We start from the raw sequence: 21067 nt of genomic DNA, 5'->3' as shown, positions 1-21067 counted from the left end.
AAGATACTCGATAAAAGTTCCCCAAAAAAATATAATGTCTGTAATCAGAGCTGAATAGATCACAATAGTATTTAATTTTTACAAAGAAGCCTTTTTTTACGAAAGGCTTTCTTATTTTTGCAGCTTTTGAATAGCGAAATGTACATTTCCGGTAGAAGTGAATCATTGCTATTTCACCATCCGAACCATTAAACCATACGAAGACAATGCTCGATTTCAACAGTGTAAAGCTGAAGCATATCGCCCTTCACAAAGTGGGCAACAAGGTACAGGAAGAAGATCTTGTTTTAGGGGAGTTTGAATTGGCTCTTGAAGAGGGTAGCAACCTTCAAAAAGGAGTGATGGAATATTTCCTGAAGCCTATAAAGGAAGGGGCTATGTACCATTTCTGGGATGAGTCAGGTGATTTGAACCTGAATGAAATGTTTGGGTTTGCCCGTAGGCTTTTTGCCAACCCTTTTGATGAGTTTATGCTTCAGTCCCAAAATATGGCGAAGCACCTTTATGGAAACTCGACACACCCACGTATCAAAGGTGGTGAATTTTATGTTGCTTACTTGGAAGACTGCATCGTGGATGGTGATGTAGTGGATGCGATCGGACTTTTCAAATCTGAGAACAAGGAAAGGTTCCTGAAGGTAAGCGATTCGGAAAATGGTCAGTTTGAGTTGAAGCAAGAGGAAGGGGTTAATATCAAGAAACTTGATAAAGGTTGTCTGATTGTGAAATCTGAAGAGGATAAAGGTTTTAAGGTAATTCTTAAAGACAGTCCTCAAAAGTCAGTGGAAGCCCAATACTGGAAAGAGAGTTTCTTGCGTTTGATGGCCCGTGAAGACAGTTATTACCATACACAGAACTATTTGCAGCTTTGTAGAGGTTTTGTGGAGGATGTCTTTAATGAGGACCATAATGTGGAGAAACCTCAGCAGATTGACCTGTTGAACCGTTCTCTGAAATATTTCTCTGAAAAGGATGAGTTCAACGTGGTGGAGTTCGAAAACGAAGTGATTGAAGAGCCACAGGTGATTGATGCATTCTCGGACTACAAGAAGGACTTCAAGGAGAAATATGAGATTCCGGTATATGATGAGTTCAATATTTCCTCACAAGCAGTTAAGAAATCGAAAAAAGACTTTAAGAGCCTGATCAAGTTAGACGGTGGTAAAGTTCAGATTGCTGTCAAAGGAAATGAGCAGTATATCGAGAAAGGATTTGATAACGATAAGAACATGAATTACTACATCGTGTATTTTCATGAAGAAGAATGATAGAAGAAGCCAAAATTGGCTGCCAATAGGTAACAAAATAACTTCTTTTGTCAAATAAATGATAATTGCATTATAGCGGATAAAAATTGAAATAATTTTTTTCCTAGCTTTGCGCAAACCAAGAGTAAACAGTTAAAATGTCTTCGCAAACTAAGTATATCTTCGTAACAGGGGGTGTGACCTCCTCATTGGGTAAAGGTATTATCTCCGCATCATTGGCAAAGCTTCTTCAAGCAAGAGGCTATTCTGTCACCATCCAAAAATTCGATCCATATATCAACATTGATCCGGGTACAATGAACCCGTATGAGCATGGTGAGTGCTATGTGACCGATGATGGTGCAGAAACAGACCTTGATTTGGGTCACTATGAGCGTTTCCTGAACATCCCAACTTCTCAAGCAAACAATGTAACTACCGGACGTATCTATTACAATGTCATCAAGAAAGAAAGAGATGGCGAGTATTTGGGTAAGACGGTTCAGGTAGTACCACACATTACAGACGAGATCAAAAACAACTTCTACAAAGTTTCTGAAGACAGTAAATATGATATTGTAATTACAGAGATTGGTGGTTGTGTAGGTGATATCGAAGCCCTGCCATTTATTGAGGCAGTTCGTCAGGCTAGGTTTGACCTGGGGTCGTCAAATGCACTTAACATCCACCTGACGTTGGTGCCTTATTTGAGTGCTGCTGGAGAATTGAAAACCAAGCCAACACAACACTCTGTAAAACAGCTGCTGGAAGCAGGTATCCAACCTAATATTCTGGTTTGCCGTACAGAGCATGAGTTGCCGATGGACATGCGTCGTAAGATCGCACAGTTCTGTAACGTAGACCTGAATGCTGTAATCGAATCACGTGATGCATCTACGATTTATGATGTGCCACTGATGATGCGCAAAGAGAAGTTGGATGAGATTGCTTTGATGAAGCTGAATCTTCCTGCTTACAATGAGCCAAATCTTACAAATTGGAATGCGTTCCTTCAGAAGCTGAAAAATCCAACTCAGACTGTAAAAGTAGGTTTGATTGGTAAATATGTAGAGCTTCCTGACGCTTATAAGTCAATTACGGAAGGATTTATTCATGCTGGAGCTATCAACGAATGTAAGGTAGACCTGGAGTGGATTAAGGCTGAAGAGCTGGAAGATAATGACAATGCTGAAGTTCGCCTGCAAGGTCTTGACGGGATTCTGGTAGCACCAGGTTTCGGTGAAAGAGGAATGGAAGGTAAGGTCAATGCAGCTAGCTTTGCAAGAAAAAATAATGTGCCTTTCTTCGGTATCTGTTTGGGTATGCAGGCAAGTGTGATTGCATTTGCAAGAGACATGCTTAACCTACCAGGCGCAAACTCTGCAGAGATGGCTGACACGCCAGATCCTGTAATTGATATTATGGAAGAGCAGAAGTCAATCTCTCAAATGGGAGGAACTATGCGTTTGGGTGCTTACCCTTGTGAACTGAAAAAAGGAACTTTGGCTTATAGAATCTATGGCAAAGGATTGATCAGTGAAAGACACCGTCACAGATACGAGTTCAACAACAAATACCTGGAAGAATTTGAGAAGAAAGGTATGATTGCTTCAGGTATCAACCCTGAGACTGGTTTGGTGGAAATCGTTGAGATTCCTGAGCATCCTTACTATATCGCAGCCCAATTCCATCCGGAATATAAGAGTACTGTAGAAAACCCTCATCCACTTTTTGTCAACTTCATCAAAGCGGTGGTTGAAAATAAAAAATAAGGGTGTAGGGTCCTGAACCCGAAGGAACCAAACCTTCGGGTTTTTTATTGATAAATTGACAGGTAAAAGATAAAGTGAAAGTTGGGGAATCAGACCTTCCAATGCCTATAGTCATCGACTTTTATTACTATTCTTCATAATGTAATAAGCAATATTTGGTTTGTGGACTGATTAATTTCAAATTGTTCTTAAATTTGCAGTCATTTTATAGACAATTGTATTTTTTGGATTGAAGAAAGCATTGGTGTAGAAAGCAGCACATAATAAGCTAGGTAGGGCTAGTTGGCCTGACTTGCTGAAGAGTGGTGTGTTTTCTCAACAAATTGAAACAAACATTAGAATGGACAAGAATCAGACGATTGGACTTGTATTGCTATCTGGGTTACTGATTGCTTACATGTTCTTCTTCAGCCCTGATCCTGCACAGCTGGCAGACAATCAGGTAAAGACAGAGCAGTTGGCAGACTCAGCAAACTCTACTCCTAAAAAAGAAGTTACCCTAAGCGATTCAGTACTGACACAAAAGTTTGGCAGCTTTGCTGCTGGCATGAAGGGAGAGTCAAAGGAAGTAGTACTGGAAAACAAAGACGTAAAGATCACTTTTGATACATTCGGCGGTAAGGTGAAACAAGTCTTACTGAAGAATTATGTGACTTATACAAAAGAACCTCTTGTATTGCTTGATGAGACTTCAAGTAAGGTAATTGAGGAAGTTGCTACAGACAAAGGAAAAATTGACTTGAACAGCCTTTACTATCAGGCTAGCAAGAATGGTAACAGCATTACCTTTACGTTGGCTGACAGCAGCAACAAGATGGTGAGCCGTACTTATAGCTTGGCTGATGAAGGTTTCGTTCTGAACTATAGTGCAGACCTTTCAGGCGTAAACCTGAAAGTACCTCAAGTAGATTTCTATTGGCAAAATGACATGAAGCGCCTTGAGAAAGGACTTACAGAGTCTCGCCAGAGATCAACAGTGAACTACTACACTACAGAGGAAGACTTCGATTACCTGTCAATGAGTAACAGCTTGCAGGAAGAAACTGTAGAAGAGCCTATCAGATGGGTATCTTCAAAACAGAAGTTCTTTAACTCTGCACTGATTACAGACAAAAAATTCACAGACCTGAACATCACTTCTCAAGTAAATGATGACAACGATCAGGTTGTGAAGTCTACTAAGATCGCTCTAGCGATTCCAGCTGACGGATTATCCAAAGATGCGAACCTGCGTTATTACTTCGGTCCGAACGAATATCATATTTGTGAGACAATCACTCCAGGTTTTGAGAAAAACGTTTATTTGGGTTGGTCTCTGTTTGCTCCGCTAAGTAAGTATATTATCCTTCCATTGTTTGACTTCCTAGATGGTTTCATCTCAAACTATGGGGTCATTATCCTGATCATGGTATTGATCGTGAAAGGATTGTTGTTCCCGCTTACTTACAAGTCTTACCTGTCAATGGCTAAGATGAGAGTATTGAAGCCTGAACTGGATGCGATCAAGGAGAAGCATGGTGACGATATGGCTAAGGCTCAACCAGAGCAAATGAAGCTTTATCAGCAGGCAGGTGTAAACCCAATCAGTGGTTGTATTCCAATGTTGGCTCAGATGCCTGTTTTCCTAGCGCTGTTCAACTTCTTCCCGAATGCGATTCAATTGCGTCAACAGTCATTCCTGTGGGCAGATGACCTTTCATCTTATGACTCTATCCTGAACCTGCCGTTTGAGATTCCAATGTACGGTGACCACGTATCACTGTTCACATTGCTTTGGGCAGCGTCTACGATTGTGTTTACATACTACAACAACCAGATGAGCAGTGGTATGCAGAACAACCAAATGAAAATGGTGTCTTACATCACACCAATTTTCTTCCTGGTATTCTTTAACAGCTACTCTTCAGGTCTGACGTACTACTACTTTATCTCTAACCTGATCACAATCGCTCAGCAGGTATTTAGCCGTAACTTCATTGATGAGGACAAGCTGAAGCGTATGATGGAGGAGAACAAGAAGAAAAATGTTAACAAGAAGAAATCTGGCTTCCAGAAGCGTCTTGAAGATGCTATGAAAGCTCAGGAAGATGTGGCAAAACAAAGAAAAGGCAAGAAGTAATATTTAGCTTTTCTATATATAATCCCCCGAAAATGGTTACGACTATTTTCGGGGATTTTTTTTGTGCTGAAATGTACTGATGTATGGAAACAAAAAAAGGTATGCGAAATATTCACATACCTTTAACCTTAACCAATAAACAACACATAAAATAAACACATGCTTGTAGTCAGTGAGGAATTGCACCTCAGGTCATTTTTCCGCTCAGATCGGAACTGACTTTAGGATCTGTTACAATCCTTTCTCAATAACATGCTGCAAATTTAAAGCTGAAATCTATTAAATGAAAGCTTTTTAGACTTATTAAGTAAAATTTCAGTACAATTCTTAGTCAGCTTTAGTAATAGCCAATAATCTAGAACAAAATATCTTACCTACCTAATGTCTCTATTAAAAATTAATATTATTGGCTGAAATTTTGATAAATCATCAAAATGTGAGGGTATTTCTTCTTAAATATTCAAAAACAGATGTAATGTTTGTTATGATGGTGGAAAGTAAGAATAGTGTATGGTTGGATATTTAGAAATTTCTTCAGAAAGGAGGAACTAAATTGATAATTGCTACTTATTAACGGTAAATTTTACAATAAATAAAGGGTTTATTTCTATTTTACTGATATATTTGCTCCGAAACGGCACATATATTACAATAATTTCAACGAGATGGAGAGAAATTTGGAAATTGATGAGATAGACGTCAAAATACTAACCGAACTACTCAAAGACGCAAAAACTCCTTACACTGAAATAGCTGAACGAATTCCTGTCTCCGGAGGTACAGTGCATGTACGTATGAAGAAGATGGAGAAAATGGGAATCGTTAAAGGTGCAACGCTCGATATCGACTTTGGAAGATTGGGCTACGACATTACGGCATTTCTAGGTATTTTTCTTGAGAAAAGCTCCCTTTATGAACAGGTGAGCCAAGAGTTGGCTAAGATTCCTGAAATTCTGAACCTCCACTACACTACAGGTGATTGGAGTATTTTTGTCAGGATTGCTTGTAAAGACACAAAGCACTTACGTGAAGTGTTGCACGACAAGATTCAGAAAGTAGCGGGCATATCAAGAACAGAAACCTTTATTTCATTGGAGGAAAAGTTCAATAGACCTATCTCTTTTGCAAATGATTATGGCATTTAATTAAGTGCTATTTAAACTAAAGCTTTTGGAAAACACCTGTCAGCCTAGCTGGTGGGTGTTTTTTGTTTTAGTATATCTAAATAGGTTATGAAAAGGTTATAAGGATAAATTTTTGGAATGAATGGTTATTTTTGCATCTGAAAATGTATTTTCATATTCTAAATCAAATATATGTTTCCGTTAAGAAAACGACTTGTACTAGCTTCAAAGTCACCAAGAAGGCAGCAATTGCTTCAAGAAATGGGGTTTGAGTTTGAGGTGAGAACCAAAGATGTTGAAGAAATATTTCCTTCATCCATTCCTGTGGATCAGGTGGCTACTTATTTAGCTGCTTTAAAGGCGGATGCTTTTGCAGGAACATTGGGAGATGATGAATTACTGATTACTTCTGATACGGTTGTTGTCAATAATGGTCAAGTGTTGGGAAAACCTGCTGACAGGGATGAGGCATATGAGATGATTGAGGCAATGTCAGGAAAAGAGCATGAGGTTTATACAGGGGTTTGCTTGATGGGGAATGAGAAGAAAGTGACTTTTTCTGATGTTACAAAGGTTCGCTTTCATCAGCTGACAGCTTCAGAAATCGATTATTATATTGACCAATATAAACCTTTTGACAAGGCTGGCGCTTATGGTATTCAGGAGTGGATTGGATTGATTGGAATTAGTGCGATTGAAGGTACCTACTTTAACGTGATGGGATTGCCAACTGATAAGCTCTACCAGCAACTGAAAACATTCTAAACTGATTTTAAAAACTAATTATCAAATAATATGATGGTTTACTTTTTACCAGTCATCTCGGCTGCGATTGGCTGGTTTACTAACTACGTGGCGATCAAGATGCTTTTCCATCCTCGTAAGGAAATGGACCTTATCATCTTTAAGCTTCAGGGTATTTTCCCAAAACGAAAGCCTACTTTGGCTAAAAGGTTAGGCAAGATTGTGGCAAAAGACCTTTTTACACCAGATATGATCTCGACCAAGCTCCAATCAAATGATAGCCATGATCAGATTAAGTCGGCAGTGATGGAGAAACTGGATGAGTATCTGGAAGAGAAACTGAAAGGGGCTGAGGCGATGTTAAGCCTGTTCGGTGGAGATCAGGTCGTGGTCCAGATTCGTGGCAAAGTGGAAGGCATGGTAGATGATATGGTACCACAGATGACGCTCAAGATCTCAGAGAAGATTGAGAATGTAGATATTGAACAAATGGTGACAGACAAGGTAATGGCATTCTCGGATGAGAAGTTTGAAGACCTACTCATGTCCGTGATCAAGAAAGAGCTTACCTTTATCGAAGTTATGGGTGCAATCTTAGGTTTCTTGATTGGCTTGCTTCAGGTAGGTTTGGTTTTGATGTCATAATTTTAATTTCATAAAACATAAAAAATCCCTTCATTCTATAAATGAAGGGATTTTTTGTGCTGATATATTTCAATTATTCTTGAGCTGTTTGCTTGTCAAAATTGTAGACCTGCTGAACCAATGAAGTAATATCAATTTCCTGATCATCCTCTAGTACAATATCGGCTTGCTCATAGAAGCCAATTCTCTTTTCCCGCTTACCTGCCAGCAGGCGTGTCATATCTTCAAGATTCTCAATTCCGTCCAAAAGTGGTCTGTCTCCAATCTGCTTCATCACTCTTGAGGCAAGCTCTTTGACCGGTGTGTCAATGAAAATGGAGACACCATTGTTGTTGATGAAATCCATGTTGTCATAAAAGCATGGAGCCCCTCCACCAGTAGCAATAATGGTATTGTCAGGGGTGGTTTTTTGAAGAATATACTTTTCAATCTTTCTGAAATAGTCTTCTCCATCATGTTCAAAAATATCAGGAATAGACTTTCCTTCGCTTGACTCGATTTCAGTGTCAAGATCCACGAAAGCATATTGCATTGCTTCAGCTAGTTTCTTTCCCAAGGTTGATTTTCCGGACCCTGGCATTCCGATCAGATAAACACGCATGTATTAGTTTCGATTGCTTTTTACAGAATAATTAGCCTTCTATTCACTACTAACTTATTCCAAGCCAATATAGTTGCCGAAGAAGATATTTTAGTGAAATGATTTCTTCTTAGTCCTTCAAATGCTTGAAATATTAATAGAGTCTTACCCTTGGGTCAATGACCGCATATAATATGTCTACGATGATATTGATTAGAATAAAAATAGATGCAATCATCAAGGTAGAACCAATGATAATTGGAAGATCCAAAAACTCAATTGCCTGAATCGTTTTCAGACCAATGCCTTTCCACTTAAAGATATATTCAACAAAGAAAGCACCTGTCGTTAAGGAGGCAAGCCATCCTGATACAGTTGTAATAACAGGGTTTAGTGCATTTTTAAGTGCATGCTTCAGGATAACGGCAATTGGAGCAAGTCCTTTGGCTTTTGCCGTTAGGATATAGTCCTGAGAAAGCACGTCAAGCATTGAGCTTCTTGTAAGCTGCATAATGATAGCCAAGGGTCTGATACCAAGGGTAAATGCAGGTAATATGATATTTTCAAGGTGTAGTTCTCTTCCGTATATGGGGTGGTTTTCCCATAGTGAGCCTGTCATACTTAAATGTGTGAAGTCAGACAGGTAATAGCCAAATGTGATCGAAATAAGGATCGCTGAAACAAATGAAGGTGTTGAGATACCGAATACAGAAGTTGTGACAAAAAAGTTGTCCCAAAACGTATTGTATTTCAAGGCAGCAATAAGTCCTAATATAATTCCTACAACGGTAGCAAACAGCATAGAAGCCAGTGCCAGCCAAAGTGTACCCGGTAAGCTGTCTATCAGGATTTCATCAACTCTTCTGTTTGACTGGAAAGACCTTCTGAGATAGGGCATCTTTGCTGTCAAAACCTTGTCACCTAATCCTATCAAGATGTGATAATCATACTTGGCTTGATTAGCAGGAGTGTTGTTGTAAACACTGATTGGCGAAAGGTCATTCAAGTAATATGCATATTGTACATGCAGCGGCTTATCCAAACCAAGGTCTTGCCTGATCATCTCCCTGGTTTGGATGTCAGCATTTTGCCCAGCCATCAGTTCAACTGGGTCACCTGGTAGGGTGTGAAACAGAAAAAATGTAATCAGGATTACCCCCTGAAGAACAAAAAAGCCATTTACCAGCCTTTTAGCAATGTATTTTAGCATCCTGCATTAGGTTTTAGATTCAGCTACCAAGAATCGTTAGATCAACAACGATTGGAGATTGGCTGAAAAGTGGCGGCTAAGCCAACATTTTCAGCAGTTTTAGTTTTATCAGTCAAATGTAAAAAGTTCAAGGCTAAAGTAAGAACTCTACATCAGTAACTATTTTATGAGCAGTTGTCCTACCTCTTCAATTTGAGGAGTATCGTTATAGTGCCACTTACCTTTTACAACGCCATCTTCCATTAGAATAATACCTGGATTGGAACGAATCATTGTTTTTAGTACAGTAGCATCTGACAAATAAATGTCCTCTGTCAGGTTATGCTGTTGAGCAAAGTTAGTGATACCAGATGCATCAGATGTAAGAATCATAGGGTGAATGCCTGCTTCTTTAGCATCCTGACACAGCTCGTTGATTCCTGCCCAGATGGTCTTGTCTGCTTTCTTGGTATCATGAATGATAATAAGGAGTGACTTGCCTGTTAAGGTTGCCTGCGTAACATCATCACCTTCCAAGGATGAAACAGCATAATCCGTGATTTTTGGTTTACAAGCTTCCTCATTCAGAATTCTCATTTCCTTGTATTTGTATGAAGGGTCAGTAGGGTACTGTTTCATCTCAACCGTTTCTCCATCCTTTTCCATGATATACAAATACTCACATTGCTCAGCAGGTTGCATAAGCTCAGGAATATTAGCACCAACTGCATATACTCTAAAATCAATTGGAGGTAAGTGGCGAATGGCATAAATACCCACACTCAAAGATGCTGCAGTAGCCAAGAATGTGAAGATACCCCCAAGTGGAGTCTTGAAGTTATCTTTGGATGAAGGATGGATCAGTAACAGCAATGAAGCGGTCAACAAGATCATGTCCTTGGTGAATGAACCCCATGGTGAAAATTTGATAAAGTCCCCAAAACATCCACAGTCAGTTACACGATTGAAATAGGCTGAATAGAACGTTAGGAAACCGAAGAAGGCAAGCAGCAGCAATAGCAACCTTAAAGTTACCTTTTTGTAGAAGTTGGTCAGTAGGGCAGCGCCCAATACAACCTCCATTGTGGAAAGTACTACCGAAATAACCAATGCGTAAGGCATTAGTTCTGTAAACAGGCTTTCCAGTGCTGGAAAAGAGTCAGCAACATCAGCTGCAAATACATAGAAGTATTCCTCTAGCTTAATGGCAGTTCCCTTTGGGTCAATAATTTTGACCGCTCCAGAAAAGATGAAAGTAGCTCCTACAAAAAAGGTCAGTAACTTGTTGAGTGTCTTCATGGTTTGTCTCTTCAGCTTATGTTCTAAAAGTCTTATTCGGCAAAGCCGGAAAGGATGAGGCAGAATACAGCATAGTTGATCATGTCCTGGTAATTAGCATCAATGCCTTCTGATATCAATGTATGACCTTGATTCTCCTCAATCTGTTTTACCCTCAGTAGTTTCATCAGAATAATATCTGTAATGCTGCTGATACGCATTTGTCTCCAAGCCTCCCCATAGTCATGGTTTTTGTCAAACATCAGTTCCATGGTTTGCTGTGCATGCTTGTCATATTGTTCCATGACAACTTCCACAGGAAGTTCCATCCTTTTGTCATTTGCCAGCTCAATTTGTGTCAGTGCCATCAGGCAATAATTGATAATGCCAATAAATTCACCACTGATATCATCAGAAACCTTTTGTTCACCTTTCTCCTGAATGGACCTTATACGCTGCGCCTTGATATAGATCTGGTCAGTAATGGACGGCAATCGCAGGATACGCCATGCTGTACCATAGTCTTTTGTTTTCTTCTCAAATAGCTCTCTACACTTACGGATAACGGCTTTGTACTCCTGTTCTGTATTCGTTGTCTGTTCCATATTTATACTCAGGTAACAAACATTCGGGTTTGGCTGATATGGTAAAATCCGAATGCTGCTTTCAAATTAAGATTGTATTTTTTGAGTAGCGAATTTAACAGAATGTTTTTTCAAGGGAAAGAAAATTATGCATCTGAAACTAGCCTTGAAGACACTTGGTTTTACATTATTAATAAGGGGTAAATGTAATAAACAGGTTATCAAAATGTTGTAGAATGTAAGAGAAAGTTTGGTTGTAATATTTTAAGATGCACTTTAATCATTTTTAAGAATAGTGATTTTTCCTCTTTCATCAACGACCTATATCGAAGAGAAATAGGTGAATTTGAAAAATAATAAGACGGAACTGTACTTGTTTGTGATAATTTCAAACATCCTATTCCTTGAATTGTTAATTATTATGTAGGTTCTTTATATCATAGAGGGCATATTCTTTATTTTCTGGAAGTAGTAAGCATTTTCAAATCTAGGGTGGGGTATTGAATGAAAAATTGTATTTTTACATTCAGATTCGGAAATGAAATGCGCAATCAGAATTATATTGCTTCAGTATCTGAAATGTTCTTTTAGAAGAAAGGTTGAAAACCTTTTGAAAGAGTGACTAGCGAGAAGAAAGAAGGGTGAGAATTGTGCTTGGAGCTTAGTAAACAGAGGTTTTATAAGTTAAATATTTACAGCGGGAGACTTTGGGTAATTTTACTGAATTTACAGTTAAGAAGACTTTTAATCTTAGAGGTCGGCTTTGGGAGATTGATCGTCCACAAGTGATGGGTATTTTGAATTTAACACCTGATTCATTCTATGATGGAGGTCAACACAATCACGAAGACAAAGCAATGCTCAAGGCGGAGAGTATGCTTGAAGCGGGTGCTGACATATTGGATATTGGAGGGTACTCTTCTAGACCAGGAGCAGAAAATGTAAGTGAGGCTGAGGAGCTGGAACGTATTTTACCAGTTGTCGCTGCCATCAAGAAAAAACACCCCAACGCTATCATTTCTATAGATACATTCAGGGCAGAGGTAGCCAAAAAGTCTATTGGGGCAGGTGCAGACATCATCAATGATATTTCAGGAGGTACTTTGGATGCAAACATGCTAAAGACGGTAGCAGATTTGCAGGTGCCTTATATACTAATGCATATGCGGGGCACTCCTGAAACAATGCAACAAGATACTGCTTACAAGAATCTGGTAGAGGAAGTGCTGGATTTCTTTGTGGAGCAGTCAAACAAGTTTTATGAGCTAGGGGGGAAGGATTTGATTTTGGATCCAGGTTTTGGTTTTGCCAAAACAACGGAGCAGAATTATGAATTGATGGATCATTTGCCTGAACTAAAAGTCTTGAATTTACCGTTGCTAGTAGGGATTTCAAGAAAATCAATGATCTATAAGAAGTTAGGGATTATTCCTCAAGAGGCACTTAATGGAACAACAGTGCTCAATACGAAAGCAGTAATGAAAGGTGCTGATATATTAAGGGTACATGATGTAAAAGAAGCTGTAGAAGTTGTCAAGCTTTTAGGCTATCATACAGCATAATAGACGGCTAATTAATGTGGTGCCAAACACTTTATGATTATTTAAAACTAAAAAAAGTCCAAGCTTAATTATCTTTATTCTCACTTAGAAAAACAATACAGCCGTTAGCGAATGTTATTATTTGAAATTGGGTTTCTGGAAATAAAACTGGTGGATGTAGTGGATATCTTAATGGTATCTATACTGCTATTTAACCTCTACAAGCTGATTCGGGGTGGTGTAGCCCTGAAGATTTTTGTGGGGATTTTGGCGCTATATCTCACTTACCAAGTGGTGAAGGCAACAGAAATGGAACTGCTTTCGGCTATTTTGGGACAGTTTATGGAAGTAGGTGTCCTTGCCGCAATCATACTTTTCCAACCTGAAATCCGAAAGTTTTTGATATTGGTAGGTAATTCCACAGACTTTAAAAACTTTCCTTTATACCGCTATTTCAGAAGTCGCCGTACGGGAGAAAACACCTTGAAGTTGGCACCTATCATTGAGGCAATGAAGGAAATGGGTGCTACTAGCACAGGAGCTTTGATTGTTTTGTCTAAGGATGACCCATTGGACTTCTTCGCTGATACAGGCGACAGGATTGACGCAGAAATCTCGAAAAGGATTCTGTTGTCAATTTTTTATAAAAATAGCCCTTTGCATGATGGTGCTGCCATAATTCACAACAACAGGATCAAGGCTGCCCGTTGTATCTTACCTGTAACAGATAAGCAGAATATTCCTGCAACTATGGGACTTAGGCACAGGGCTGGTATTGGTATGACAGAATCAACCAATACAGTGGTGCTGGTAGTTTCGGAAGAAACAGGTCAGATGTCTTTTATCCATGCAGGTAAAATCTATCATAACCTTTCCTCAATGGAAATCAGGCAGAAAGTAAGAGATTACTTCTCGGATGATTTTAAAGATGAGAGTAAAATCTCGCTTAAAAAGCAGCCTGATGAGACTGTAGAAGTAGACTCTTGAATTGAGTCATTATACAGAATGATTAAAATGCAGCCGTTGAGACGATTTCTCAAGGGCTTATTTTTTTATATTGGGATGAAAAAGTACCCATTTTTCCTCATTTGGGTATGAAAGCTCCCTTTTAAAATCAAATAACATGAAACTAATAAAAGTAGCTGGAGGTGAACTGAATCAGATTCCGTTGGATTGGGATCATAATAAGCAGAATATCCTCGACAGCATTGAAGATGCTAAGAAACAGCAAGTCTCTATGTTGTGCCTGCCAGAACTCTGTATAACAGGCTATGGATGTGAGGATGCTTTCTATTCTACAGGGGTTCACCAGATGGCATTGGAAGTACTACATGAGTTGCTTCCTGCTACAAAAGGGATTGTGGTTTCTGTAGGTCTGCCATTGGTATACCAGAATCGAGTATTCAATGCAGCTGCATTATTAGTGGATGGCGAGATAGCAGGTTTTGTAGCCAAAAGATATCTGGCAGGCAATGGGATTCATTATGAGCCAAGATGGTTTACTCCGTGGACAGAAGGAGCTGTTGGTGAGGTGAGTTTTGAATACTATGATTTACCAGAAAAGTTCCAGAAGAAAGTTTATCCGATAGGGGAGCTGTTTTTTGAAGTTGATGGCGTAAGAATAGGCTTTGAAATATGTGAGGATGCATGGGTCGCTAACCGCCCGGGACGGAACCTCTATGCTTATGGTGTGGATGTGATTTTGAATCCAAGTGCCAGCCATTTCGCTTTCGGTAAACTGGAAGTTAGAAAGCGTTTTGTGATGGAAGGTTCAAGAGCTTACGGAACTGTTTATGTATATGCGAACCTTCTGGGAAATGAAGCAGGTAGGGCAATTTACGATGGAGGTGTTGTAATCGCATCAGTTGGGCAGCTTAGAGCAATTAGTGAGCGATTGACATTCCATGATTATAAGGTGACTTCAGCAGTGGTAGATGTAGACCTTGGAAGGTTAGAAAAATTCCAGAGTAGTTCATTTGAACATATCACAAAGGAATCAGGTCATCATATTTGTATCAAGGACTATAAGTTTCCGGAAGCAAAACTGGAAGCGTATGAACGGGATGAAGCTTCTTGGGAGTTTAGTGAAACTTTACAAGAGGAGGAGTTTGCGAGAGCTGAAGTTCTTGGACTGTTTGACTATATGAGAAAAAGCTACTCAAAAGGCTTTGTTGTTTCCTTGAGTGGAGGTGCTGATTCTTCTGCAATTGTTTCCTTGATATGGTTGATGGTTCAAATGGGAATCAAGCAACTGGGAATGGACGGTTTTAAAAAGAAGCTGTTTTATTTCAAAGAGATACAAGAAGCTTCAACTGAAGCTGAAATAGTGAATGCCTTACTGACCACTGCTTACCAGCCGACAGAGAACAGTGGTGATGTGACGTGGAATGCAGCCAAGTCTTTGGCAGAAGCAGTCAATGCCAAGTTTTATAGATTGGATGTCAACAACGTTTTCAAGGAATATATTCGAATTGTAGAGGAGAGTATCGAAAGACCGTTGACTTGGGAGCAGGATGATTTGGCACTCCAAAACATTCAGGCTAGGGTAAGGGCTCCTTCAGTTTGGATGTTGGCAAATATCAATGGAGCACTGTTGTTGTCAACAAGTAACCGTTCAGAGGCTGCTGTTGGGTATGCCACTATGGATGGTGATACAAGTGGAGGACTAAGCCCGATTGCTGGTATTGACAAGGCATTTTTGCGTCAATGGCTGGTTTGGTTGGAGAAAGAAGGTGTTGACAGGAATTTGACGATTCCTGCATTGAAGTTTGTAAATGACCAACAGCCTACTGCTGAACTTCGCCCACAGGACTCCAAACAAACTGATGAAGGAGACCTGATGCCATATGACCTGCTCGATGAGATAGAAGGTGCGGCCATTCGTGATAAGAAGATGCCAGTTGAGTGCTACAGCATTATGCGTTACAAATTTCCTCAGTATAGCAGTGAGCAACTGAAAGGTTGGATTACGAAGTTTTTCAGGTTGTGGAGCCGTAACCAATGGAAACGTGAAAGGTACGCTCCGTCATTCCATTTGGATGACAAAAACCTTGATCCGAAAACTTGGTGTCGATTCCCAATTCTTTCAGGAGGTTTTAACCGTGAGCTGAGAATGTTGGAAGAACTGAAAGACTAAAAGCCATAAGTTGGCAAAAGAAAAAAGCCTCGTCAATAGACGGGGCTTTTCTTATTTACTCGCAAATTTAGTATAAATAATGGCAGTTTATACATGTTCAATATTTACTCATGTCGGTATCGAGACCTTAGTTTTCGGATTTTTTCAGCCCTTTCAAGTTGTGTATATCTGTATTTTGATAATAGCTCATTTAGGTTGATGGTAACTTTTTCCAGCACATATAAGGTGTCATCACCCCCACCAATATGCAGCTGAAGCCATTCGACTACTTCAAAGTATGGAATAGGAGCATCAACGCCTGCATCTTTCAGGAAATTCACGGTAAGCCTTGTCCAATTATCACCTTCCTGAACGATATAAGTGACAGAAGCTTTATTAGGATATTCGTGGGCACGAGCTTGGGATTCGCAATGAGTGAAAATTAGTAATCCAATCAGTAATAAAAGTTTAGCAGAGACGTGAAATAGTAGTTTCATGATTTTATTATTTTGATTAGTTATTTGTCATTATTTAGTTAAATGATTGTGTTTGTTTGATTTGATAATGCTAATATAAATAACATAAAGTGTAAATGTCAAAATAATTACCATAAAATTGACATAATTTATATCAGTGTTAATTTTTTGAACTTTCATTGGGCTTATTCAAATAGAATGATTCAGAACGTAATAGAAGTACGGAGTCGAAGAAATATGAAAAAGAAATATGTCGGTTTGATAAAATATGGATACATTCAGTAAATAGCATTCTGCTAAGTCACGAGATAATAACCCACCACTTTATGACATCATTATGGAAGAACAGCTACCTCCTGCTGTGGCTGATTATGGTGTGCCTTACTCATTCAACCTTTGCTCAAGAAAAAGAAGCCAGTACATTTTCTCCTAATATTTCATATGGATCTAAAGGGTTTGAGTTCAAATCGGGCAATGACCTATTTAGCCTTCAATTTCAGTCCAGACTCCAGTTTCGGTTTGCCACGCCTAGAGATCAAGACCCCTTAAGTTTTGATGATTTTAGGGAGGTTCCTCAGGTTGTATTTAAGATTAATAGGGCGCGGCTTAAAGTAGGAGGGCATGCTTACAAGTCTTGGTTGAAATACTACTGGGAGTATGAACTGGCACGAGGCAACCTGCTCGATTTTAGGATCATGATTGAAAAGTGGGATTTCTTTCGGGTTAAGGTAGGGCAATGGAAGACTTATTATACCCGAGAAAGGGTGATTTCTTCTGGTAAGCAACAGATGGTAGACCGTTCTATCGTCAACAGGCCATTTACGCTGGATAGGCAACAAGGTGTTGAGATAAGTGGGAGAGTTGAGACTATAGTGGATTTTAGTTATTACTTGTCTGTATTGACAGGGACGGGTAGGGCAGTATTGGAGAACGACGACCGAAACTTGATGTATGTAGGGCGTTTACAATGGAACATCTTCGGAAAAGAAGTCGATATGTCGGGTTCAGATATACCCGTACACGAATCTCCAGCTGGAATTATCGCACTGGGAGCAGCTACTAACCAAAGTAGGTATACCCGCTTTTCCTCAGCAGGTGGAGGTCAGTTGGAAGGGTTTGAATCCGGAGAGGCAGGGCAGTATAAATTAAAGCAGTATTTGGTAGAGACTGCCTTCAAATGGAAAGGCTTTTCTTGGCAACATGAAACCCATTGGAAAAGAATTGACGATCGGTTAAATGGTACAGTGTCAGATTTAGAAGGAAGTTACTTTCAGGCAGGATACTTTTTTGGAAATATTTGGGATTGGTTTCCAATGCCATTAGAGCTGGCAGGAAGGTTTGCTTATTACAGACCAATCTATCTAAGAGGTGAAGACAAGCAGGATGAATACGGACTTGCCTTCAACTGGTTTTTTGTAGAACATCGTAATAAACTGACTGCCGAGTGCTCTTACTTCAAGATCAGTGAAAATGAATTCGATGAAGTTGGAGGTGCTAGGTTCAGGGTTCAATGGGAAATATCATTCTAGCTATTCTCCTCATTATATTGCAAAGCGTGAAGCTGTAGTCCTGAAGCTTGAGCCATAAAACTGATCGGACCGTCTCCTCCACTTTTGAGGGCTGTATCAAATTCTTCCCAAGTTAGTGACCCTCTTCCAAGACTGCATAGTGCACCCATCATTACACGTACCTGATGCCTTAAAAATCCCTTTCCTTTTATCCTAAATAAGTAACTCTTTTCAGGAAAGAAGCTGGCAGTATATAAGTCATTGTCGACAATTTCACAAAAGTCAATTTCACGCTCAAAAACAGCATCCTTGGCTGGCTTTACGCAAAATCGTTGGAAGTTATTAAGCCCTTCATAGCGCTTGGCGCCTTTTTTCATCAGTTCGATATCCAACTCCTCAGGAAAGTTGGACATGTATGGAGCACAAAAGGGATGTATCTTTTCACCATAGGAGAAAAGGTAGATATACTCTTTTTGCTTGGAGTCTTGAATAACGTTGAACTTATCATCGACTTCCTCTACACTCAATACCCTGATATCACTAGGCAAATTGATATTCAGTGCTTCTTTTAGCGTTTCAGGATTTTGTTCCTGCCAAACGAAAAGTTCAAACGCAGCATGATTGGCAGAAACCAATGCATCTGTTCTGCTGGCAGCTAACGTGGTAAACTTAACTTCTCCTCCAAAGATATAATTGAAGGTTTTGTCCACCATTTCCTGAACAGTCTTAGCATTGGGCTGTTTCATCCAGCCGTGGTAGCGGTAGCCTAGATATTGAAATTGTACGAGGTAGTAGTAACGCTTCTTTTTCATGGGGCGCAAAACTACAAAAGAATTGCTTTGGCTACCAAATTGAGATAAAAAGAAAACCCGCTTAGATCACTCTAAGCGGGTTGTGGTAAGTATTGATTAATCTAGTACATCAAGTACGTCACTCACCAATCCAAATAGGAATCCTAATAACCCTCCACCACTTTCAGGAGTATTAGGGTTGCCCAATATTCCATCTTCTATTGCATCAAGAAGTGAAGTATCTGTATCGGCAAGCTGTAAGTCATCAAGTAAGTCAAGGACTTCAAGTAGGTCTTCTAAAGCACTTTCATCAAGAGCCAAAATTAGACTTTCGATTGTATCACTTAAAACATTATTAAGTAAATCGTCGATTGTAGTTAGAATACCATCATTTAGGAACTCTAAGTTATTCAGCTCTTCAATCAAGTCATTCAGTTCACTATCTGAAAGTCCATTCAATATTTCTTGAATTGTATTTGCAAGGCTGTCATTACCTCCTAGCAATTCATTAAGTGCTTCAAATAGCTCAGCGTCTTCACCTAACATTTCCAGAAGATCAACAAGTACATTTACATCATTGATACCTGCAATATTAAGTCCTTCTTCATCTAGAAGTAAACTGATCACATCATTCTCTACAACGATATCAAGAAGGTCATCCAACAAGTCTACATTGATTTCCCCAAGGTTCAGAGAGGTTAGTAGGTTGATTAGGTTTTCGCCTCCAATCTCGATTTCGATTCTTACAATTTCATTCTCTGATGACAGGTCAATATCAATATCATTGTCATTCAACTCACCTTGGTCAAGAAGCAGTACCTCAGTTCCTGTACAACCGAAGATTTTTGCATCAATCACATTGATTAGACCTAATCCTTCTAGTGGAACTGTGATATTTGTCGTAACTGAAGGGTCTGCACAGATTGTGATTTTAGCAATAGGGGTGTCATCTGTCAATGATGCCAAATCTAGCTCAAGTGCCGCTTCAAGGATTTCAAAATCAATAACAGGAGCACCACTTGGTGAAATATTACAAACGTCACATTCAGAGCCGCCTGGAGGCATGAATCCTTCACAGTCAAAGCTACCATCATCTTCAAAAGAGAAGAAGTCGTAACCAGTTGGGTTAATTTGACAAGGTTGGAAACAAGCTTCTGGGAATAGGTGATACCAGTATGAGCCATCTGAGTCAGACATTGCTTCGTGCAGACCACCTGAACCATAAAACTGGTCCAAAGTAAACTCATACTTCACAATAACACCGTCTTCTCTTGTGAACTCAAGCTTGTACATTTCATTACCATTCTCATTGTTTCTGGCAGGGATTGGTAAGCACAGGATTCTATTGTCCTCTACTTCACTTCCAGGTTCATTCGAATCAGCATATGCTTCAACATATACATTATCAATCATCTTGTAAAGTTTGCCACTGATCTGTGCTACTTTATGTTCTCCTTCATACGAACAGATGTTTGAGAAGAAATACACTCTGTTTACGTTTACAGAAACTTGAGTGAAATTAAAGTACGCATAACCGAAATTAGGCAATACACCTTCTTCTTCGATACAAAGTACCTGTACATCGATTCTTTTCTTTTCAAATTTCTCTACTTCAAATTGGAAGCTAAGTGTTTTGCCTTCTTCTACATATGAAGCATAAGGAGATCCTGTTAGAGGAGCAGCTGCCAAGAACTCATCAGCTTGGTTTTTTACTTCAAACCTTTCGAGGCTATAAGTCTTGCCTGGGATCAATTTGATAGGTTGTGTGAATTGTGATGTATTGCCTTGCCCGTCAGGGGTTAGGAAGATGTCAGGGTCTCCACCATCTACACTGTTGTAGGCATACACACCATCTGTTTCATTGTAAATCTTGATACAGATTTTAGTCGCCTCATCGAGCATGTCACAAGAGTTGATTTCCTCTTCAGAAACTCTACCATTTGCAGGAGGATTTCCCATAGACTGAATGTCAAACTGAAGCTCAACGGATTCATTCGGAGATTCAACTATATCATCTTCATGTTTGGTACATGAAAACAATAGGGTGATAAGCATGGCGCATAAAGCCATGAGTTTTACATTCTTTTTCATCTTTCAAAAAGGTTAATAATACATTAGAAATTATCATGGTTTTTCCCCAGTAAGTCTAGATTTTGATTTGGCGCTAACCCCTTTGGAAATAAATCAGAAGGGTGTAAGCAGCCGGTATCCTTCCAATTTGTTTTTGGTCAAACTAGAGGGCATAAGAATTCAAGGTGTCAACTGGCAGGTTGACAGGTATTCATAGAAATGTGAATCAAAAGCAGGTTGTCTGCTTTTTAGAAAATTAGGATAAGAAGGGTTATTGGGGAATT

The 21067-nt window shown here is 39.4% G+C and carries 17 protein-coding genes; 10 read left to right on the top strand and 7 right to left on the bottom strand.

Annotated elements, in window-relative coordinates:
- Nucleotides 1-206 precede the first annotated feature (206 nt).
- The 6 genes from V6R21_RS18525 to V6R21_RS18500 all read left to right on the top strand — a co-directional run bounded on the left by V6R21_RS18525 (nt 207) and on the right by V6R21_RS18500 (nt 7651).
- Complete coding sequence (locus tag V6R21_RS18525) at nt 207-1268, top strand: nucleoid-associated protein (protein WP_334245078.1); 1062 nt, start codon at nt 207-209, stop codon at nt 1266-1268.
- 137 nt (nt 1269-1405) lie between these two features.
- The gene (locus V6R21_RS18520; RefSeq protein WP_334245077.1) at nt 1406-3019 is read left to right on the top strand and encodes a CTP synthase; all 1614 of its coding nucleotides are present in this window, start codon (nt 1406-1408) and stop codon (nt 3017-3019) included.
- Nucleotides 3020-3359: 340 nt separating this feature from the next.
- The gene (gene yidC / locus V6R21_RS18515; RefSeq protein WP_334245076.1) at nt 3360-5138 is read left to right on the top strand and encodes a membrane protein insertase YidC; all 1779 of its coding nucleotides are present in this window, start codon (nt 3360-3362) and stop codon (nt 5136-5138) included.
- Nucleotides 5139-5803: 665 nt separating this feature from the next.
- Nucleotides 5804-6283 (top strand): Lrp/AsnC ligand binding domain-containing protein, encoded by a 480-nt coding sequence (locus V6R21_RS18510; RefSeq protein ID WP_334245075.1) that lies wholly within the window; start codon nt 5804-5806, stop codon nt 6281-6283.
- Nucleotides 6284-6454: 171 nt separating this feature from the next.
- A complete protein-coding gene (locus tag V6R21_RS18505; RefSeq protein ID WP_334245074.1) occupies nt 6455-7027 on the top strand; it encodes a Maf family nucleotide pyrophosphatase in 573 nt (190 codons plus the stop codon).
- A 30-nt stretch (nt 7028-7057) separates the two neighbouring features.
- Nucleotides 7058-7651 (top strand): DUF445 domain-containing protein, encoded by a 594-nt coding sequence (locus tag V6R21_RS18500; protein WP_334245073.1) that lies wholly within the window; start codon nt 7058-7060, stop codon nt 7649-7651.
- A 73-nt stretch (nt 7652-7724) separates the two neighbouring features.
- On the opposite strand, the gene V6R21_RS18495 is transcribed toward V6R21_RS18500, so the two are convergent.
- The 4 genes from V6R21_RS18495 to V6R21_RS18480 all read right to left on the bottom strand — a co-directional run bounded on the left by V6R21_RS18495 (nt 7725) and on the right by V6R21_RS18480 (nt 11303).
- Nucleotides 7725-8252, bottom strand: coding sequence for a shikimate kinase (locus V6R21_RS18495; RefSeq protein ID WP_334245072.1), 528 nt, complete (start codon nt 8250-8252; stop codon nt 7725-7727).
- A gap of 133 nt (nt 8253-8385) precedes the next feature.
- On the bottom strand, nt 8386-9441 hold the full coding sequence (locus V6R21_RS18490; RefSeq protein WP_334245071.1) for an ABC transporter permease: 1056 nt from the start codon (nt 9439-9441) through the stop codon (nt 8386-8388).
- A gap of 159 nt (nt 9442-9600) precedes the next feature.
- A complete protein-coding gene (locus tag V6R21_RS18485) occupies nt 9601-10719 on the bottom strand; it encodes a BT_3928 family protein (RefSeq protein ID WP_334245070.1) in 1119 nt (372 codons plus the stop codon).
- Nucleotides 10720-10751: 32 nt separating this feature from the next.
- On the bottom strand, nt 10752-11303 hold the full coding sequence (locus tag V6R21_RS18480; protein ID WP_334245069.1) for a DUF1599 domain-containing protein: 552 nt from the start codon (nt 11301-11303) through the stop codon (nt 10752-10754).
- Between the two features lie 686 nt (nt 11304-11989).
- Here V6R21_RS18480 and folP point away from each other — a divergent pair.
- The 3 genes from folP (at nt 11990) to nadE (ending at nt 15959) form a co-directional block, all read left to right on the top strand.
- Entirely contained in the window at nt 11990-12844 is an 855-nt protein-coding gene (gene folP / locus V6R21_RS18475) for a dihydropteroate synthase (RefSeq protein WP_334245068.1), read from the top strand.
- Nucleotides 12845-12955: 111 nt separating this feature from the next.
- Nucleotides 12956-13810: a diadenylate cyclase CdaA gene (gene cdaA, locus V6R21_RS18470; protein ID WP_334245067.1), complete on the top strand. Its 855-nt coding sequence runs from the start codon at nt 12956-12958 to the stop codon at nt 13808-13810.
- Nucleotides 13811-13946: 136 nt separating this feature from the next.
- On the top strand, nt 13947-15959 hold the full coding sequence (gene nadE, locus V6R21_RS18465) for an NAD(+) synthase (protein WP_334245066.1): 2013 nt from the start codon (nt 13947-13949) through the stop codon (nt 15957-15959).
- A gap of 104 nt (nt 15960-16063) precedes the next feature.
- Here the strand turns inward: nadE and V6R21_RS18460 are convergent, their stop codons facing one another.
- Entirely contained in the window at nt 16064-16435 is a 372-nt protein-coding gene (locus tag V6R21_RS18460; RefSeq protein WP_334245065.1) for a hypothetical protein, read from the bottom strand.
- Nucleotides 16436-16740: 305 nt separating this feature from the next.
- On the opposite strand from V6R21_RS18460, the gene V6R21_RS18455 reads away from it, so the two are divergent.
- Nucleotides 16741-17943 (top strand): porin, encoded by a 1203-nt coding sequence (locus V6R21_RS18455; RefSeq protein WP_334245064.1) that lies wholly within the window; start codon nt 16741-16743, stop codon nt 17941-17943.
- On the opposite strand, the gene V6R21_RS18450 is transcribed toward V6R21_RS18455, so the two are convergent.
- Both V6R21_RS18450 and V6R21_RS18445 read right to left on the bottom strand, forming a co-directional pair.
- Entirely contained in the window at nt 17940-18734 is a 795-nt protein-coding gene (locus V6R21_RS18450; RefSeq protein ID WP_334245063.1) for a tRNA pseudouridine synthase A, read from the bottom strand. The genes V6R21_RS18455 and V6R21_RS18450 overlap by 4 nt on opposite strands.
- 96 nt (nt 18735-18830) lie before the next feature.
- Nucleotides 18831-20804: a hypothetical protein gene (locus V6R21_RS18445; RefSeq protein WP_334245062.1), complete on the bottom strand. Its 1974-nt coding sequence runs from the start codon at nt 20802-20804 to the stop codon at nt 18831-18833.
- Nucleotides 20805-21067: the final 263 nt, after the last annotated feature.

Source organism: Limibacter armeniacum (assembly GCF_036880985.1).
Taxonomy (GTDB): Bacteria; Bacteroidota; Bacteroidia; order Cytophagales; family Flammeovirgaceae; genus Limibacter; species Limibacter armeniacum.
The sequence above is the reverse complement of the archived record's forward strand: the minus strand, read 5'-3'. Positions and strand labels throughout refer to the sequence as shown.

Bases quoted from the DNA above. Each gene is read 5' to 3' on its own strand.
- V6R21_RS18525 (WP_334245078.1), top strand. From the start codon at position 207: ATGCTCGATTTCAACAGTGTAAAGCTGAAGCATATCGCCCTTCACAAA.
- V6R21_RS18520 (WP_334245077.1), top strand. From the start codon at position 1,406: ATGTCTTCGCAAACTAAGTATATCTTCGTAACAGGGGGTGTGACCTCC.
- yidC (WP_334245076.1), top strand. From the start codon at position 3,360: ATGGACAAGAATCAGACGATTGGACTTGTATTGCTATCTGGGTTACTG.
- V6R21_RS18510 (WP_334245075.1), top strand. From the start codon at position 5,804: ATGGAGAGAAATTTGGAAATTGATGAGATAGACGTCAAAATACTAACC.
- V6R21_RS18505 (WP_334245074.1), top strand. From the start codon at position 6,455: ATGTTTCCGTTAAGAAAACGACTTGTACTAGCTTCAAAGTCACCAAGA.
- V6R21_RS18500 (WP_334245073.1), top strand. From the start codon at position 7,058: ATGATGGTTTACTTTTTACCAGTCATCTCGGCTGCGATTGGCTGGTTT.
- V6R21_RS18495 (WP_334245072.1), bottom strand. From the start codon at position 8,252: ATGCGTGTTTATCTGATCGGAATGCCAGGGTCCGGAAAATCAACCTTG.
- V6R21_RS18490 (WP_334245071.1), bottom strand. From the start codon at position 9,441: ATGCTAAAATACATTGCTAAAAGGCTGGTAAATGGCTTTTTTGTTCTT.
- V6R21_RS18485 (WP_334245070.1), bottom strand. From the start codon at position 10,719: ATGAAGACACTCAACAAGTTACTGACCTTTTTTGTAGGAGCTACTTTC.
- V6R21_RS18480 (WP_334245069.1), bottom strand. From the start codon at position 11,303: ATGGAACAGACAACGAATACAGAACAGGAGTACAAAGCCGTTATCCGT.
- cdaA (WP_334245067.1), top strand. From the start codon at position 12,956: ATGTTATTATTTGAAATTGGGTTTCTGGAAATAAAACTGGTGGATGTA.
- nadE (WP_334245066.1), top strand. From the start codon at position 13,947: ATGAAACTAATAAAAGTAGCTGGAGGTGAACTGAATCAGATTCCGTTG.
- V6R21_RS18460 (WP_334245065.1), bottom strand. From the start codon at position 16,435: ATGAAACTACTATTTCACGTCTCTGCTAAACTTTTATTACTGATTGGA.
- V6R21_RS18455 (WP_334245064.1), top strand. From the start codon at position 16,741: ATGACATCATTATGGAAGAACAGCTACCTCCTGCTGTGGCTGATTATG.
- V6R21_RS18450 (WP_334245063.1), bottom strand. From the start codon at position 18,734: ATGAAAAAGAAGCGTTACTACTACCTCGTACAATTTCAATATCTAGGC.
- V6R21_RS18445 (WP_334245062.1), bottom strand. From the start codon at position 20,804: ATGAAAAAGAATGTAAAACTCATGGCTTTATGCGCCATGCTTATCACC.